This is a genomic window from Desulfomonilaceae bacterium (genome assembly GCA_041662605.1).
Taxonomy (GTDB): Bacteria; Desulfobacterota; Desulfomonilia; order Desulfomonilales; family Desulfomonilaceae; genus CAJBEZ01.
Genome location: JBAZSD010000011.1, coordinates 100,013 through 114,263 on the forward strand (window position 1 = coordinate 100,013; position 14,251 = coordinate 114,263).

At 46.6% G+C, this 14,251-nt stretch carries 13 protein-coding genes; 7 read left to right on the forward strand and 6 right to left on the reverse strand.

Features of this window, described 5'->3' with window-relative positions; genetic code table 11:
* Positions 1–124: 124 nt before the first annotated feature.
* The 7 genes from WC647_10785 to WC647_10815 all read left to right on the forward strand — a co-directional run bounded on the left by WC647_10785 (position 125) and on the right by WC647_10815 (position 7,047).
* Positions 125–553, forward strand: a complete 429-nt coding sequence (locus WC647_10785) for a histidine triad nucleotide-binding protein (GenBank protein ID MFA6222785.1) — start codon at positions 125–127, stop codon at positions 551–553.
* Positions 554–677: 124 nt separating this feature from the next.
* The gene (locus WC647_10790; GenBank protein MFA6222786.1) at positions 678–1,283 is read left to right on the forward strand and encodes a 2-oxoacid:acceptor oxidoreductase family protein; all 606 of its coding nucleotides are present in this window, start codon (positions 678–680) and stop codon (positions 1,281–1,283) included.
* A 57-nt stretch (positions 1,284–1,340) separates the two neighbouring features.
* The gene (locus tag WC647_10795; protein MFA6222787.1) at positions 1,341–1,610 is read left to right on the forward strand and encodes a 4Fe-4S binding protein; all 270 of its coding nucleotides are present in this window, start codon (positions 1,341–1,343) and stop codon (positions 1,608–1,610) included.
* A gap of 86 nt (positions 1,611–1,696) precedes the next feature.
* Entirely contained in the window at positions 1,697–2,887 is a 1,191-nt protein-coding gene (locus WC647_10800) for a transketolase C-terminal domain-containing protein (GenBank protein MFA6222788.1), read from the forward strand.
* 75 nt (positions 2,888–2,962) lie between these two features.
* Positions 2,963–3,877: a thiamine pyrophosphate-dependent enzyme gene (locus WC647_10805; protein MFA6222789.1), complete on the forward strand. Its 915-nt coding sequence runs from the start codon at positions 2,963–2,965 to the stop codon at positions 3,875–3,877.
* A 2-nt stretch (positions 3,878–3,879) separates the two neighbouring features.
* Positions 3,880–6,591, forward strand: coding sequence for a phosphate acyltransferase (locus WC647_10810; GenBank protein ID MFA6222790.1), 2,712 nt, complete (start codon positions 3,880–3,882; stop codon positions 6,589–6,591).
* Positions 6,592–6,759: 168 nt separating this feature from the next.
* Positions 6,760–7,047 carry a PxxKW family cysteine-rich protein gene (locus WC647_10815; protein ID MFA6222791.1) on the forward strand — a complete coding sequence of 96 codons (288 nt, stop codon included), beginning with the start codon at positions 6,760–6,762 and terminating at the stop codon, positions 7,045–7,047.
* A 58-nt stretch (positions 7,048–7,105) separates the two neighbouring features.
* On the opposite strand, the gene WC647_10820 is transcribed toward WC647_10815, so the two are convergent.
* From WC647_10820 to WC647_10845, 6 genes are all read right to left on the reverse strand, one after another.
* Positions 7,106–8,182: an ATP-binding protein gene (locus WC647_10820; protein MFA6222792.1), complete on the reverse strand. Its 1,077-nt coding sequence runs from the start codon at positions 8,180–8,182 to the stop codon at positions 7,106–7,108.
* Between the two features lie 138 nt (positions 8,183–8,320).
* Positions 8,321–8,674, reverse strand: coding sequence for a response regulator (locus tag WC647_10825; protein ID MFA6222793.1), 354 nt, complete (start codon positions 8,672–8,674; stop codon positions 8,321–8,323).
* Between the two features lie 26 nt (positions 8,675–8,700).
* Positions 8,701–9,936: a hypothetical protein gene (locus WC647_10830; protein ID MFA6222794.1), complete on the reverse strand. Its 1,236-nt coding sequence runs from the start codon at positions 9,934–9,936 to the stop codon at positions 8,701–8,703.
* Positions 9,936–10,874: a 4Fe-4S dicluster domain-containing protein gene (locus WC647_10835; GenBank protein MFA6222795.1), complete on the reverse strand. Its 939-nt coding sequence runs from the start codon at positions 10,872–10,874 to the stop codon at positions 9,936–9,938. The genes WC647_10830 and WC647_10835 overlap by 1 nt, the downstream gene beginning before the upstream one ends.
* Before the next feature lie 214 nt (positions 10,875–11,088).
* On the reverse strand, positions 11,089–12,861 hold the full coding sequence (locus WC647_10840) for a cytochrome c3 family protein (GenBank protein MFA6222796.1): 1,773 nt from the start codon (positions 12,859–12,861) through the stop codon (positions 11,089–11,091).
* 50 nt (positions 12,862–12,911) lie between these two features.
* The gene (locus WC647_10845; GenBank protein MFA6222797.1) at positions 12,912–14,240 is read right to left on the reverse strand and encodes a (Fe-S)-binding protein; all 1,329 of its coding nucleotides are present in this window, start codon (positions 14,238–14,240) and stop codon (positions 12,912–12,914) included.
* Positions 14,241–14,251: the final 11 nt, after the last annotated feature.

Below are 14,251 nucleotides of genomic sequence, written 5' to 3' on the forward strand. Positions count from 1 at the left end.
AATTTGAAAGTGGCAAGGTTTATTCGAATATTCAGCTTAAAAGAATAGACTTGAATCATTTTTCTTTTGGCTGATTTGAGTTTTTTGCGTAAGAATTACTCAACTCATCTTGAAAGGGTTCCCTATGGCCGACTGTATTTTTTGCAAGATAATAGAAGGAAAGATTCCAGCGAAAATAGTTTACCAGGATGATCTCGTGGTAGCCTTTTGGGACGCAAACCCGGCTTCCCCCATTCACATCCTTGTAGTGCCCCGAATACATATTCCAACCTTGAATGATGTTCCTGATGGCGATCCAATATTGAGCCACATCGGAATGGTAGCGAAGAAATTAGCGCGGGATTTGGGGGTAGCGGATACTGGCTACAGGTTTTTCATCAATGTGAACAAGGGCGGAGGACAGGTCATATTCCACTTGCATGCCCATTTAGTTTCCGGAAAGGACATGGGCACAAAATTCATAAAGACTGCAATTGTCCTTGCCGTTGGATGGCGAAAGCTTGTGAAAATGTTCTCCACCAGGAAGGCTCTCCCCAAAAAGGACCCCGAGTAGATCAGTAACAGGGCGATATTAGGGCGCTGCTTATTTGCGGAAGTGAAAATTCCTCAAAATTTCTTGCTTGACCCCCAATCGATCCTTAATTATTATAAGGGGCTTTAATAATTAAGGATCGATCATGAAATCAAATCAAAACTATGAAATAATATGGCACGGTCGCGGCGGACAGGGGGCCGTTACAGCGGCTAAGATGTTCACTGAGGCTGCGTATTATTCAGGCTTCAAGGGAGTCAGCGCAAAGCCCACATACTTCTCCGAAAGGCGTGGCGCCCCTGTCAGTGTTCACACCCGGATTTCCCCTGAACCGATTCGAACTTTCTCAAATGTTCTGTTTCCTGACATAGCCGTTGTGCTGGATGACAATCTTCTCGAAATGGTGAACGTGACTTCCAATCTTAAAACTGGGGGCCTTCTAGTAATAAACTCTTCTAAATCAGCTAATGATCTGAATTTGCAGGGTCAATTCAAGATTGCGATATCAGACGCATATCACTGTTCAGAAGAGGCGGGGTTGATCATAGAGGGCAACGTCCTTGTTTCCACCTCCATTCTGGGGCCATTGGTGGCTGCGACAAATTTCGTTTCAATGGAAAACGTACGCAAGGCCATAGAGAAGAAATTCAAAGGAAAATCTCTCGAACGAAATATCAAAGCCCTGGATCTGGCTTTTCAAAGAACTGAGGTCTCAGAGATCGGAAGTCTTTCCGTCGCTGCGCATGGATAATGGGCTTGATCCCTATTTCTTCAGCAACTGAATCAGTTTGTAAAACAGGAGCGTATTTTGGCAGAAAATTCCATACCTATCCGAACCATCTCGAAGCCGGCAGAGGGAGAAGCTGGAAAGACAGGGGATTGGCGATCTCAAACACCCAGAATTGATCACGATAAGTGCTCTAAAAAGGATTCTTGCTTATTATGCTGGCTTTATTGCCCGGATGGAGTCATATCCTCTACATTTCCTCTCGAGATCAACTTAACATATTGTAAAGGTTGCGGTATATGCGCCGAAGAATGTCCTAGAAAAGCCATCGAGATGGTAGATGACAAGTAGAATAGTATCCCATAAAACTTTCAACACAATATCGACTTTGATTACTACATCAGCAAAGTCCAATAAATGAAATACAGGTCGTGTAAATGGGGCGAATTGAAATAATAACAGCTAACACAGCCGCCGCTCTGGCGGCAAAATTGTGTCGCGTTCAGGTAATCTCCGCTTATCCTATAACTCCTCAAACCCCAGTGACTGAAGAGCTTGCGGAAATGGTGGAAAATGGGTCACTGAAGGCCGAGTATATTACTGTTGAGAGTGAGCATTCGGCCTTGGCTTCCGTTGTAGCCGCATCCCAGGTTGGAGCGAGGGTGTTTACGGCGACTAGCGCCAATGGCCTCTTATACATGCACGAAATGCTGCACTGGGCGGCCGGGAGCAGGGTTCCAATTGTGATGGCCTGTGTTAATCGTGGAGTCGGGGCGCCATGGACCATTCTCAACGATCAGCAGGATACGGTGTCCCAGAGAGATACCGGTTGGATTCAGATTTATTGCAGGAATTCCCAGGAAGTTCTGGACAGTGTAATACAGGCTTATAGGGTCGCCGAGCGGATTCAGATACCGATCATGGTATGTTATGACGGTTTTATTCTATCCCACACCAGCACCCCGGTTGATGTGCCGTCGCAGGAAGAAGTCGATGGATTCCTACCACCCTTGGAGGACAGATCTGGAATGGACGGGCATACTCTCATGAATGTCAACCCTCTCATTCTGAGCGATCCGAGACCTGACCCTGAAGGTAGGTTGATGCCCGGATACATGGAGTTCCGATATCGTTTGCAACAGGACATCCTTGAGTCTGTGAACGAAATTAAGTCTGCAGATGAGGAATTCTCGGCAATTTTTGGAAGAAGTTGGGGAGCCTCGGTTTGGACGTATCGTATGGATGACGCTGAACACGCCATGGTGAGCATGGGCTCCCTTGCTTCAGAATGCACCCTGGCAGCGGATCAGTTGAGAAACGAAGGCGTTAAGGCGGGTGTTGTAGGTGTTCGAGTTTATCGGCCTTTCCCAAGAGTTGAGATGGTGGAGAGCCTCGCCGGCCTGAAAACTGTAACCTTCTTCGAAAAGGATGTTAGCTACGGATATCAGGGCGCACTGGCCATGGATGCCAAAGCCGCTATGTACGACTCAGAACATAGGCCCCTGATCTCTTCTTATATCGTGGGATTGGGAGGGCGAGATGTTAGGCCTGATCAATTAGCCCAGGCGACCCTTAAATGTGTAGGGGGAGAAACCAAACACTGTTGGCTTGACGTGCGTGACCTCTAGTTCCCTCTAATTGGTTCATCAGAGGGCTTTATTGAAAAAGTAGACGAATTCATCAGGAATTGAAGGTGATTCTTTATGCCTACAAGCTCAATTAGACAACTTCCTAAAACAGAGATGATATTACCTGGCACAAGATCTTGCGCCGGCTGTGGTCTGATGCTCACTTACAGACACGCCCTAAAGGCGCTTGATGAAGGGAAAACCATAGTAGCTGTTCCCGCCAGTTGCATGACGGTCCTGCACGGGGTTTATCCAATAACACCCGTTAAAGTAGTCTGTATCAACAATCCGTTTGCCGCTACTGGGGCTTCGGCAACAGGCATTGTCGCCGGTCTTCGCGCCACAGGGAAAACCGGATACACTGTAGTGGCTTTTGCAGGAGATGGCGGGACTTATGACATTGGAATCCAGGCCTTGTCCGGCGCTCTTGAACGAGGGACAGATTTCATTTATGTTTGTTATGATAATGAAGGATACATGAACACAGGGACTCAGAGATCGAGCGCAAGCCCGGTAGGGGCGGTAACATCCACTACTCCAATTCTTGCCAAGCTTCAGCATAAGAAGGACATGGTCAGGATAGTCGAGGCTCACAATCTCCCGTACATAGCTACAGCCTCGCCGTCATTTCCGTTTGATCTTTACGACAAATTCAAATTTGCCAAGGATGTCAAAGGGCCACGTTACATTGAGGTCCACGCCGCGTGCCCGCCAGGATGGGGGTTTCCAAACAAGGATCTTGTCAAGATGGGAAAACTTGCAGTAGAAACCGGTATTCATGCGCTGTTCGAAATTTCTGAAGGCAAGTTTCGCCTGACCTCACGTTCCCTAGCGCTTGCCGAAAAGGGTCGGAAGAAGACAGTAGCGGATTACGTCAAAGGGCAGACTCGTTTCAGAAAGATCTCGGCTGAGAATCTTTCAAGGTTGCAGGATTTCACCGACAAGAGATGGAATGATCTACTAGAAAGGCATTTCAAGGATAACCCTTAATTTTGAAGAGCCCTACTCCTAAATTTAATGAATTGTTTTCCGAAATTGACCAGATTCTGACTGCCACTGGATATTTTGACCGGATCCCTACGGCGACGAAATCTTCCAGTCAGGTCGCGGTCCCGGCCTATTCTTTCCCAAAACTAAAGGAACTTTTCAATAAATCCAAGAAAATTGACGCTGATTTCAGTGAACTTGGGTCGTTTTTGTACGACGAAGCGGTGCCAAAGCTGAGGCAGTTGGAAAAAATTTCGGAAACTCCTGAAAATAGAGATTTGCTGGCTAGATTTTTAAACCGACTAGAAGGTGGGCTCGAGGAAGTAAGAAACAAGAAAGAAATTGTTCGGTCCTATGGTGAACTTCTATCGCTCTATGTCTCGACACTCTGTCACAGCGCTACAACCGGCCATCAACATCCGCTAATCAGGATGATCCTTAAAAACGTTGTTCGTAGAAAAGCTCCTGAATTGAGCAAACAGGTGGTCTTTCGTTCATTCGCCAAACTTCGTCGAACAATCACTGTTGCGATAATAGCCAAACGCTACGCTGTTTATGTCTTGGCTGTTCAGGGATTTGTAGTTTTGTTCAGGGGCGAAATTGATTTCCGTACCTTTGGTGTCTCGCCCGAGGGCCTGGCTCTCCAGATAATGAACATTCTGATCAAGAATGGAGTCAAGCTAGCCGAGGTGACGGATGTCGTGTGTGGGGGAGGGGATTTGGGGCCCTTGCCGGACGGAATCTATGTGTTAACTGAGAATGTTAGGGATGAATCCTGGAAGCGCCTGCATAATTCTTCGCTCAACCGGAGCGCTCTCATTGCCTGGGAGTTGGTCCAACTCCTGAAAGGTCAGAGGGGTCAAGCAGCGATAAACGCTTCGCTGTGCAGTCCACTGTCATTTTCAACCCTTGCGGCCCAGGATTTAAATTTTCTCTTCCGCCCGGGCTCCAGAGAATTACAACAGAGTCTAAAAGGTTACGTAAAGGTAACCCCCTTAAAGTCTATAGCGGCAATTATTTCCGAACTTAAAGGGATAGAGCAGGATAGTCTCAATCTACTGGCGCTAAGCCTGGATGAGCTTTTTGCCTCGGTAGTGCGCAAGATTGGGCCTCGCATAGTCAGAGAACTGGCTGCTCAGGATGCGAACAAGATCCTGATAAACTTTGATTTTTCAAAAATCGTAGAGCATCTGAAACAGGAAAATTTCACAATCCCCCCTCAATTCAGATTGGCCGCCCTGGATATGGGGACCGGTGTGATGGAAGTCTGTGAGCTGCTCATGATCATCGAATCGGGGAAAATATCCGCGAAGCTCGCAAACTCCCTTAACCACGTGGTTGATTCATACGCAAAAAGCACGGCCATGGCCTTGGAAATGTGTTCTTCGGGCGATTCTTCGGAGCGCCCCAATTTCATCATAGTTACCAGTATGAGAGCAAGCGATCCTTATTTTCAGAAACTTTTCGTTAGAATAAGAGATCGCATTGACAATCCCTTTACTCCAGTCATGTGCGTGGACTCCCTGGAGCACGAATATCTCATAGCCAATCACCTGTTTGAAATGTACGTCAACCCTGCTGAAGGTGAAAGCCGTTTGCATTATGGTTTCGAAACACGCAGCATGAAGCAGGCCCTACATGTTCTCCAATCATCCGGCACACTAACCGAAGCGTTTTCATTTTCCACTCTATTAGATGACGTTACGGGTGAAATAAAAAAGAAAACGATCAACCCGGCAAATCTGGTTCTTGTGGGAGCGGACAACGAAGACGCATTGCTCGCGGCCACGAACGCCAAAGAATATGGACTTGTCCGTAACCTGGCTCTTGTTGGTGATCGAGATGATATCCTATCTGCTATAGAGCGATCCAAGGCGAGATTGTCACTGGTAAATGATCCTGATGTTCATGTTATACCGACTGATCCGCTTGCTGCGGACTATGAGGCGAAAAAGAAATCAATGGCGGAGGAATTTGGAAAATTCCTCGTGGATCATCCTGATTTCATCATCATGAAGGGAAGTATCGATACCGCCGCACTGCTTCATGTGGCCCTCTCGATTTACAAGCAGGACCCTTCAACCGTGGATCCCGACAATCCTCCCAAACGCAAGCTGGCGACGTACAGTGGACTTCTGGTGTTCCCTGACAAGCGATTTTTCGCTCTGTCGGACGCTGCGGTCAATCCGGCTTTTACCAGCGCCCAGACGCTTTTGACAGCGATTGAAAATCAACTTGATGTGGTGCGTCGAGTGGTCGGGAGAGATCTACCTTTGAAACTTGCGATCATCACCGCTGTTGAGAAAGAGACGGCTGCCATACCTGCTACACTGGTTGCCGGAGAAGCTGAGGCTTTATCCAAAGACCTTGAACAAAAGTACGGGCCCCTAATTGTGGAAGGTCCTTTGTCCTTCGATCTGGCGACTGCGCCGGAAGTGGCGGAAGAAAAGCATTATCAGGGCAGGATAATGGGTGACGCGAACTGCCTTGTAGCTACGGAAATAAATACCGCAAATGTTCTCTACAAGATGCTTTCAAAAACTATGGGCAGCCTTGGGTTGATGGTCGATATCGGAGGGATTATCACAGCCGGTCCGGGCACGACTCCAATTGTGTTGACATCGAGGGGAGATACGGCTCAGACAAAGTTCAATTCAATCTTGCTGGCATTGGCCTATTCCGCTTCGATCCGTGACAAACTGGAAAAAGGCAACTGAAAACCCTGTGATGAAGCAAAGTTCGAATTGCGCGATGAAATATTTTCAAATCAGAAGCTGGTTTTGGAACTTTACTCTTGAACCAATAGTCAATTATTAGTAAATTACTAAGTTTTAGCGTAACCTTATTTTATTAAATAGCTCAGACTTCTACCGGAGGATCTACATATGCATTGCGATACTGTCAGAAAAGGCGCGAGTTGTTCATTCATGACCAAAAAAGGTTGTAACTTCAACGGGGGGCGCTGCCTCACCATTATTGACAAATGTCAGGGTTGCAACAGAACATCAAGTTTTGAAGAAGAGGTATATTGCTTGGTAGCGGCTAATCCGGCTTCCAAGTGGAATACTGGAGACTGCAATTTCGCAACCCATCTCGAGAAAAAACAGGTTGAAGAAGCGCAGAAGATTAACCCTTTGAAGGCCTCGAAACGAGCCGCCGCAGCGAAGAAATAACATGATGGCGCCCGGAGTCAGCCACATCGGAGTCCGGGCATTTCCTTCTCCACAAGTATCAGTGGTTTTGCGCTGGGATAGGGGGAAGGTTTCTCTTGGGGAAGCTGACAACAAAAGTAGTTCCTTGGGATGGCCTGGACCGGAAAGTAATGCTACCTCCATGTTCTTTCATGATTTTTTGAGTTACCATTAATCCCAGACCGGTTCCTTTATCTCCTTTGGAAGTAAAAAAGTCCTCGAACACATGGTGTTTCAATTCCTTATCAATCCCGACCCCGTTATCGGCGACCTCAATTATAGTTGAGCCGTCAAAACCCGTTCGAGTTCTAATTTCGAGTAGATGAGTATCTTTCCATAAGTCCATTTTGCAGCCGTCCATCGCATTAGTCACCAGGTTCGTTAAAACAGTGTGCAGACCTTCTGGATCTGCCACGGTTTCTTCCACTGCGGCATCCAAATCGAGATGTATCTCAATTGCGTATCGAGCGGCTAGATCCTTGAACAGATTGTATACTTCCGTTACAACCGCATTCGGGTTTACCAACCTGAAATTTGGTTCTCTCTCTCTTGAACAATAAAGTATATCTTTGACGAGGTGGGAGAGTTTTTCAAAATTAAGGAGCACAATTTCCCACCCGTCCTTGATCTCCTTTTGATCATTCCCCTTTATCCCACTGTTAACAATATATATTCCACCGTCAAGGCCCATCATTATATTCTTGATACTGTGAGCCATCCCAGCCACGGTTTGCCCCACCATTATGAGTTGTTTCTGCATTTCCTTGACAGAGGTAATATTGACCGACGTCACAATTATTCCAACCAGTCTGTCAAGGTTGTCATAAAATGGGGATGAGTAAGCGACCACGCTAACTCTTGTCCCCTTCTTCAAGACCAGGGACAGTTCCCTTGAGTGGACAGCGCCATCCTCGAGGGTCTTTTTGACTATACAGTCGCCGCATTGGGATTCCTTAATCTTATATAATTTCCTGCATGTCCTCTCCTTGATGGCGCCAAAATCCCGTCGATGGGCGCTATTGCTCCACAAAATATTCAGTTCACTGTCCTGAAGCGTAACATAACATGGTAGGGCATCGAGCAAGCGTTTCCAATCGTAGTTGGGAAGCTCCGGCATTGTAACTCTCCGTCCTAAAAATCAAATAGGGATCGATTTTAAAACCGGTCCCTATGGAATGCGCGTCGATAGAAGAACTAAATTAATTTGCCTAAGATACTCTGAAAGATCACGAAATAACTTTTACCGGCGCTTGCGCTATCCTATAGCCTTCTTGATCTCCAGGAGTAAAGCATCCCTGTCAATAGGTTTGTCAAACACGGCGAAAGGCTTGGACACCGCAAGGTGACGTCCGGGAAGGCCGCTTATAATTATCACCGGCAGATCCTTGAACGATTTATGCTTTGTCATGTTCCGGTAAAACCGTGTGCCGGTTTCATTAGGCATCTGGAGGTCCAATGTTACCAGGTCAGGTTTTTCTTTCTGTAGGACTTCAAAGGCTTCTTCTCCGTTTGAGGCAAAACAGGTTTCATATCCGCAGTCCTCAAGAAACGTGGTCAAATATTTTACAAGATGAGCCTCATCATCCACTACCATAATTTTCTTTGCCATGGTTTTTACCTCGAAGAAACAATCCGTCAATGTTCTTCCGGTTCATAATCAGGGTGCTCATAGAGTATCGGCATCCTATTCATAATCCATTGAAATGTCAAAATTCCAATTGTTACCACCGTAATGGTCAGTACGACTTCCATCCAGGATGGAAAATACCTGTCTTTCCACGCGAGATGCCAGTTGTATGCGATTATCGAGTGGTCCAGACGATTCAAAATTATTCCGAAAACCGTATAGATTGCGCAACCTCTTACCCAGCCGGCCAGGTTGTTCTGTACGGCGTACATAAATATCATAGCTGGGAGTAAAACAAATCCGAAAACCTCTACCAAATATAAATATCCATAAGGCGTATCAAGATACGACCAGGTGTCACCGTGAGCCAGGCCGATCATTTTCATAAAAAAATAGGCAAAAAGAGTTACAGACGCAGCTTTCCCCAATCCCAGAGTTACTCTGTTCAGATGTTCGGGATCGTGTACTTTGATCTGATGGCTAAAAATTTTGTGAGAAGCGCTGCTCTCTATTATTGTCATAGCGATTCCGCCAACAACCGCTGACATGAAAAAAAATAAAGGAATGTATTCTGAATACCATAAAGGATGAAGCTTTTCCGGCATGAGCAAGAAAATTGATCCCAGCGCAGACTGGTGAAGCATGGAGAGGCAAACTCCAAATATTGTAGCACCTAATGTAGCTTTAATAAATATTTTACGAGCCTTTTTCATATTGAGCCACTCGAAAATGGCCGGGCACCACTCTACGAACTGACAACTAAGATATAGCGCCACATGCCAGGCTACGAGAAACAGCACCGAACTTACGCCCCACGACACAAACATTGGATAGGGTAGTCTATAATATCTTCCCAAATCGAAAGTCAGGGCAATAATTGCGAAGAGGTATCCCAAAAAACCTGTCAGGACTGCAGGCCGAAAAAGAAATCCGTATTCTTTCATGCCGAAAATGTGGACGGCCGTTCCGATCACAAATCCACCGGCAGCCAGCGCAACTCCGCAAAGCATATCAAACCCTATCCATATTCCCCATGGATTGTTGTCGGAGAGATTGGTCGATGGGCCCAATCCAAATATGATCCTATACAATATTACAGGAATCCCCACTAACAGGATGAGGGCGACGACTGCGTTAAACTTCGTAAAGTTACTGCGTACATAATCTCCCCAGGTCATGCCTAAAAAGATTTTATCCCGCATCCAGGAGGATTCGAGCTTCATCGTCGCGGGAGTCGATTCCATTATTTGCCCTCCTTTTTCTCCAGAGCCTTTTTGATTTCATCTTTTTCAATCTCGTCCCTACGCTTCTTGAAGCTATACATCCCCATAGCCAGAGCTGGAACCACGATAAATACAGGAGAAACCAGAGACAGGAACGGTTTACTTAGCGTCGGTATCGGTGTAGTTCCAAGATCAGTGCGAAATCCGATTTTGTCAAATGGCACGGCCGATAGATACATCCAGCTAGTGCCGCCGACCTCGGTTTCACCATAAACGTGATTCACATATCTTCCCGGATTGTCCATAATTTTCTTATGAGCAAGGTCGATCAGATCAGTCCGTTTCCCAAAAGTCATGGTCTCGACAGGGCATATAGATACACAAGCAGGAATTCCGCCTTCTTTGGAAATCCGATCGAAACAGAATGTGCATTTGGTGACTTCCGGTGTCCACGGGTTGTCATATTGGTAAGCGGGGATGTCAAATGGACACGCAGCCATGCAATAACGACATCCTACGCAAAGAGAAGCGTCGTAAGTGACCGGTCCGATAGGTCGCTTGGTAAACGCTTTGACAAAACATGAAGATGCGCAACCTGGCTCGTAACAGTGCATGCACTGTTTCTTTACGAATATGGGTTTGGATGAATCCCTAGGGTTTTCAAAACGATTTACTACCGTGTATGTGTTAGCATGGGTACGCCTGACGTCTTGAAACACGCTCTGATCTTTTTCATATTCCTTGAGGTCCATCTGATCGGGTAGCTTGTTCCACTCTTTGCAGGCCCACTCACATCTTCTGCATCCAATGCACACGGTCGTATCGACCAGGACCCCGAACTGATTAGGATACCCTGGAAGTAGGCCGCCATCAGCCCTGGCAATGCTCGTGCCGCCAAGTGAAGCTGACAAGCCAAGACCTGCTAGTACCCTAAAGAAATTTCTTCTACTGTTGTCCATCTTTGACAGTCTCCTTTTTTGGTCCCCTTGATCCGGCGCAACACGTTCCTGGTTATATTCAATCTTTGTCCTTATATGTCAGGAACCTCCAGAAAGAGATAAATAGGAAGAGATACATGATTACGATAAGATATTCCATTTCTTTTGTATGAGTGAAAAATTCCCAAAGAATGTGCGGCATCTTGGTCTCCTTTTTGTTAAAGCTTTGACGAGCTTACTTTTGTGGAGGTTCTTCCGTAGTCTGCAAGTTGACCTTTCTCGGGGTCTTTTTTTCAGCGTGGCATTTTACACATTCCAGCCCAAGCGGTTTTTGGTTCATTGCCTGGTGACACCCTATACATTGGCGGTGGTACGCCCCCAGGGTTCCTAGTTTGCCAGGATTGCTTGGATTAAACGGTTTTCCGTGGCAGGTCGCGCACGCTGGAAATTTATTGGGCTGATTTCCGCTGGACGCCAACCCATGATGGCAACCGAAACATATAGTGTTCTGGCCCTTTGCGGCATGAAACGTTCTGGCTAGTGAGCTGTCGTTGGAAATCAAATTCAATTTGTTGGCAATTTTTGCGTGAGGAAAATCCACCGCCTTGAATTCCTTTTCCAAGCCCTTGATTATGACTTTCTCGGGAAATTTGTCCTTATCCAGATCAAGAGTAATCGGTGGCGCTTCTGGAAATTTTCCTTGTGATGGTCCCTGATGACAAACAGGGCAAGATGATTGAGGTAGAGCGCTTGACTGTCTCCACTGATGACATCCATAGCATTTTTGACTGGTGACCGTGGTCTGATGGCATCCGGCGCAGGAATCTTTGGCGCTTATCAGGTGAAAGGCCTGTTCATAGCTAATTCCGCCACCCTTTTTGGTGTCACCGGTGAGTGAGTGGCAATTGGAACATTTTTCGAGTGAGTGATGATGACATGAGTTGCAGAATTGCGCTCTTGGTTCATGAGACTTGTGGTTAAAGGGCACAACCTTCATCCTGGGACCTTGCCCTGGTATCTGCTGAGCATCAGGCTTTTCAGGGGTCGTAAGATCAATTACGTCCTTCTGGCCTCTATCAAGCCTCGGTATCAGGGCTATATCTTTGAGGGGAAGAGATTTGTGATCCCCATGACATCCTTTGCATTCAATCGGGCCGGTCTTTTTTTCCTGTTCCTTGGCTTCATGCTTCCGGCCGGATTTTTTACGTTCCTTTGCGATCACATCCCCGACCTTCATGTGACATCCTATACAAGCCGCATGGGACACGTCCGAAATGGATCTGACATTTTTCTGAGTCGTTGATTTGTGGCAGGAGGAACAACTGTTTTCCGTGTTTTCTTTATAGTACAGGCTTTTTAGCTTCTCATCATACAGATGATGGCAGACCATACAGTTCTTGTTTGCATCCTTTACATCTCCAACAACCTGCACTTTTCCCGCAATATTCAAAGGGACCGAACCTTCGAGTTTCTTGACTGTTTCTACGTGCTTTGCGTGGTCCTTGTAATTAAATATCGGTTTCCAGGACCATGACATTTTGGTTGTTTTGGCCTTCCGGTCGTGACATTTGCCGCACATTCCAATTTCCGGCCCACTCTTCTTACCTTCTGATCGCATCTTCTTGTGGCAGTTTATGCACTGGTTGTGGTAGGCGTACATGATGGCCGGCTTGTCGTTCATATCGACACTTGTCTTTGGGAACTTAAACACGAGCGCCTCAGAACCCACTAGAGACGGATCCTTCTCCTTCACTATATGACACAAGGCGCAATTATCCGGATTGTCCTTAAGGAGGACCTTGGTGTGTGTGTCATGATCAAAGACCACAGGAGCACGATCCAGCTTTACTGCGTTTCCCTTGTGGTCGATGATTATAGGCGTGCTCAATTCTTTTGCAGGCTGCTGGCTTACGGGAGACTTGGAGTGGATAAGCTTTGTCCCACCGATAACCATCGCTGCGCAAAGAGCGAGCGTAACTAGAGCTATTCTCAGATTTGTCTTACGCATGTATCCACTCCCTTTTTCTGGGCATTTTGTGAATTAAAAACTTTCATCAGTTAAACTTTGATCTCGTCAGGGATTTCCATCACTTCCATGAGTATCTCGCTAAAAAACTTTACGTGCATGCCCAACTTGTAACCACCGACGATGTCTTCGATTCCACTGTGACAATTGTGACAGGGCGTGATAATAATTTTGGCTTTCGTAGCAGCCAACTGCTCAGCCTTCACCCTGTTCCCCTTAACTCTTGATGTTTTCCAGGGAGGACCACAATTGATCGCACCTCCACCTGCTCCACAACAATAATTGTGTTCGAAATCAGGATCGGGTGGTCGAAAATCTTCACACGTCGCCGCAATTATTTCTCTGAGCTTTTGCCCCAATCCCCGCCCTCTGACGATATTGCAAGGTTCCTGGACCGTGACTGGTGTCTCAAATTTCTTGGCGATCTTTATGCGGCCAGTCGTGATGAGTTCATGATAGAAATCTACGGCGTGTATCAGAGGAATAGGGGGCTGCCGCCACCCGAGCCATTTCGGACCGTCATAGGCAGCTCCTCTGAAAGCATGTCCACACTCTCCCATAACAATCCTTCGAGCTTTGAGCTTTAGAGCCGCCTCATGGTGATATCTTTCTACACGACCCATGGTCTCGAAATCACCCGAGTACATCGCCATGTTGCTATTGTCCCATCCGTCAAAAGATGGCATCGTCCAGTCAACTTTTGCTACAGCCATGATTTGAGCAATGTTGCCGATAAGTTGAGCAAGAATTTTGGGTTCAGGCGCTATCACCGAATAGAAAACGTCCGCTCCCTCCTTATCCAAAGGAATGCGTGCGGTCTTTATTTCTCCCCTGGCTTCTTCTTCCTGCCACTGCAACGTATCAATCCACTCATCCTGTTTGACCCACATCTGGTTCTGAGTGACCGAATGGCTGTTGACAGTATCCTGAAGAAACTGAGGAACCATTCCCAGTTCACTACAGATCCGGCGGACAACCATAATCATGTATGCTATGTCAATACCGAAGGGGCAATACATGCTACATCTTCGGCACACATTGCATTCAGTATGAGCTATCCGAGAACATTCCTTAAGAAAGGCGGGATTCAGAGAATCTTTCCTCCGGATTATTTCCCAAAGAGTCTGTTTAACCTTTCCTACCGGCGAAAATCGCGGATCTCGATCATTAGACAAAAACCAATGGCAAGCGTCCGAGCAGAGACCACAATGAACGCAGGTCTTCATGTAGACCTTGAACCTCGCTGCCGTTTCATTGTCTAATATCCTGTTGACAACGTTTGCTATCTTTTCCGGGGTGAGCTCCTTAACGGTTTCATCCAAACCAGGATCGCTAACTATCGGAATCGCTGGTAAACCCATGGGCTGTATCC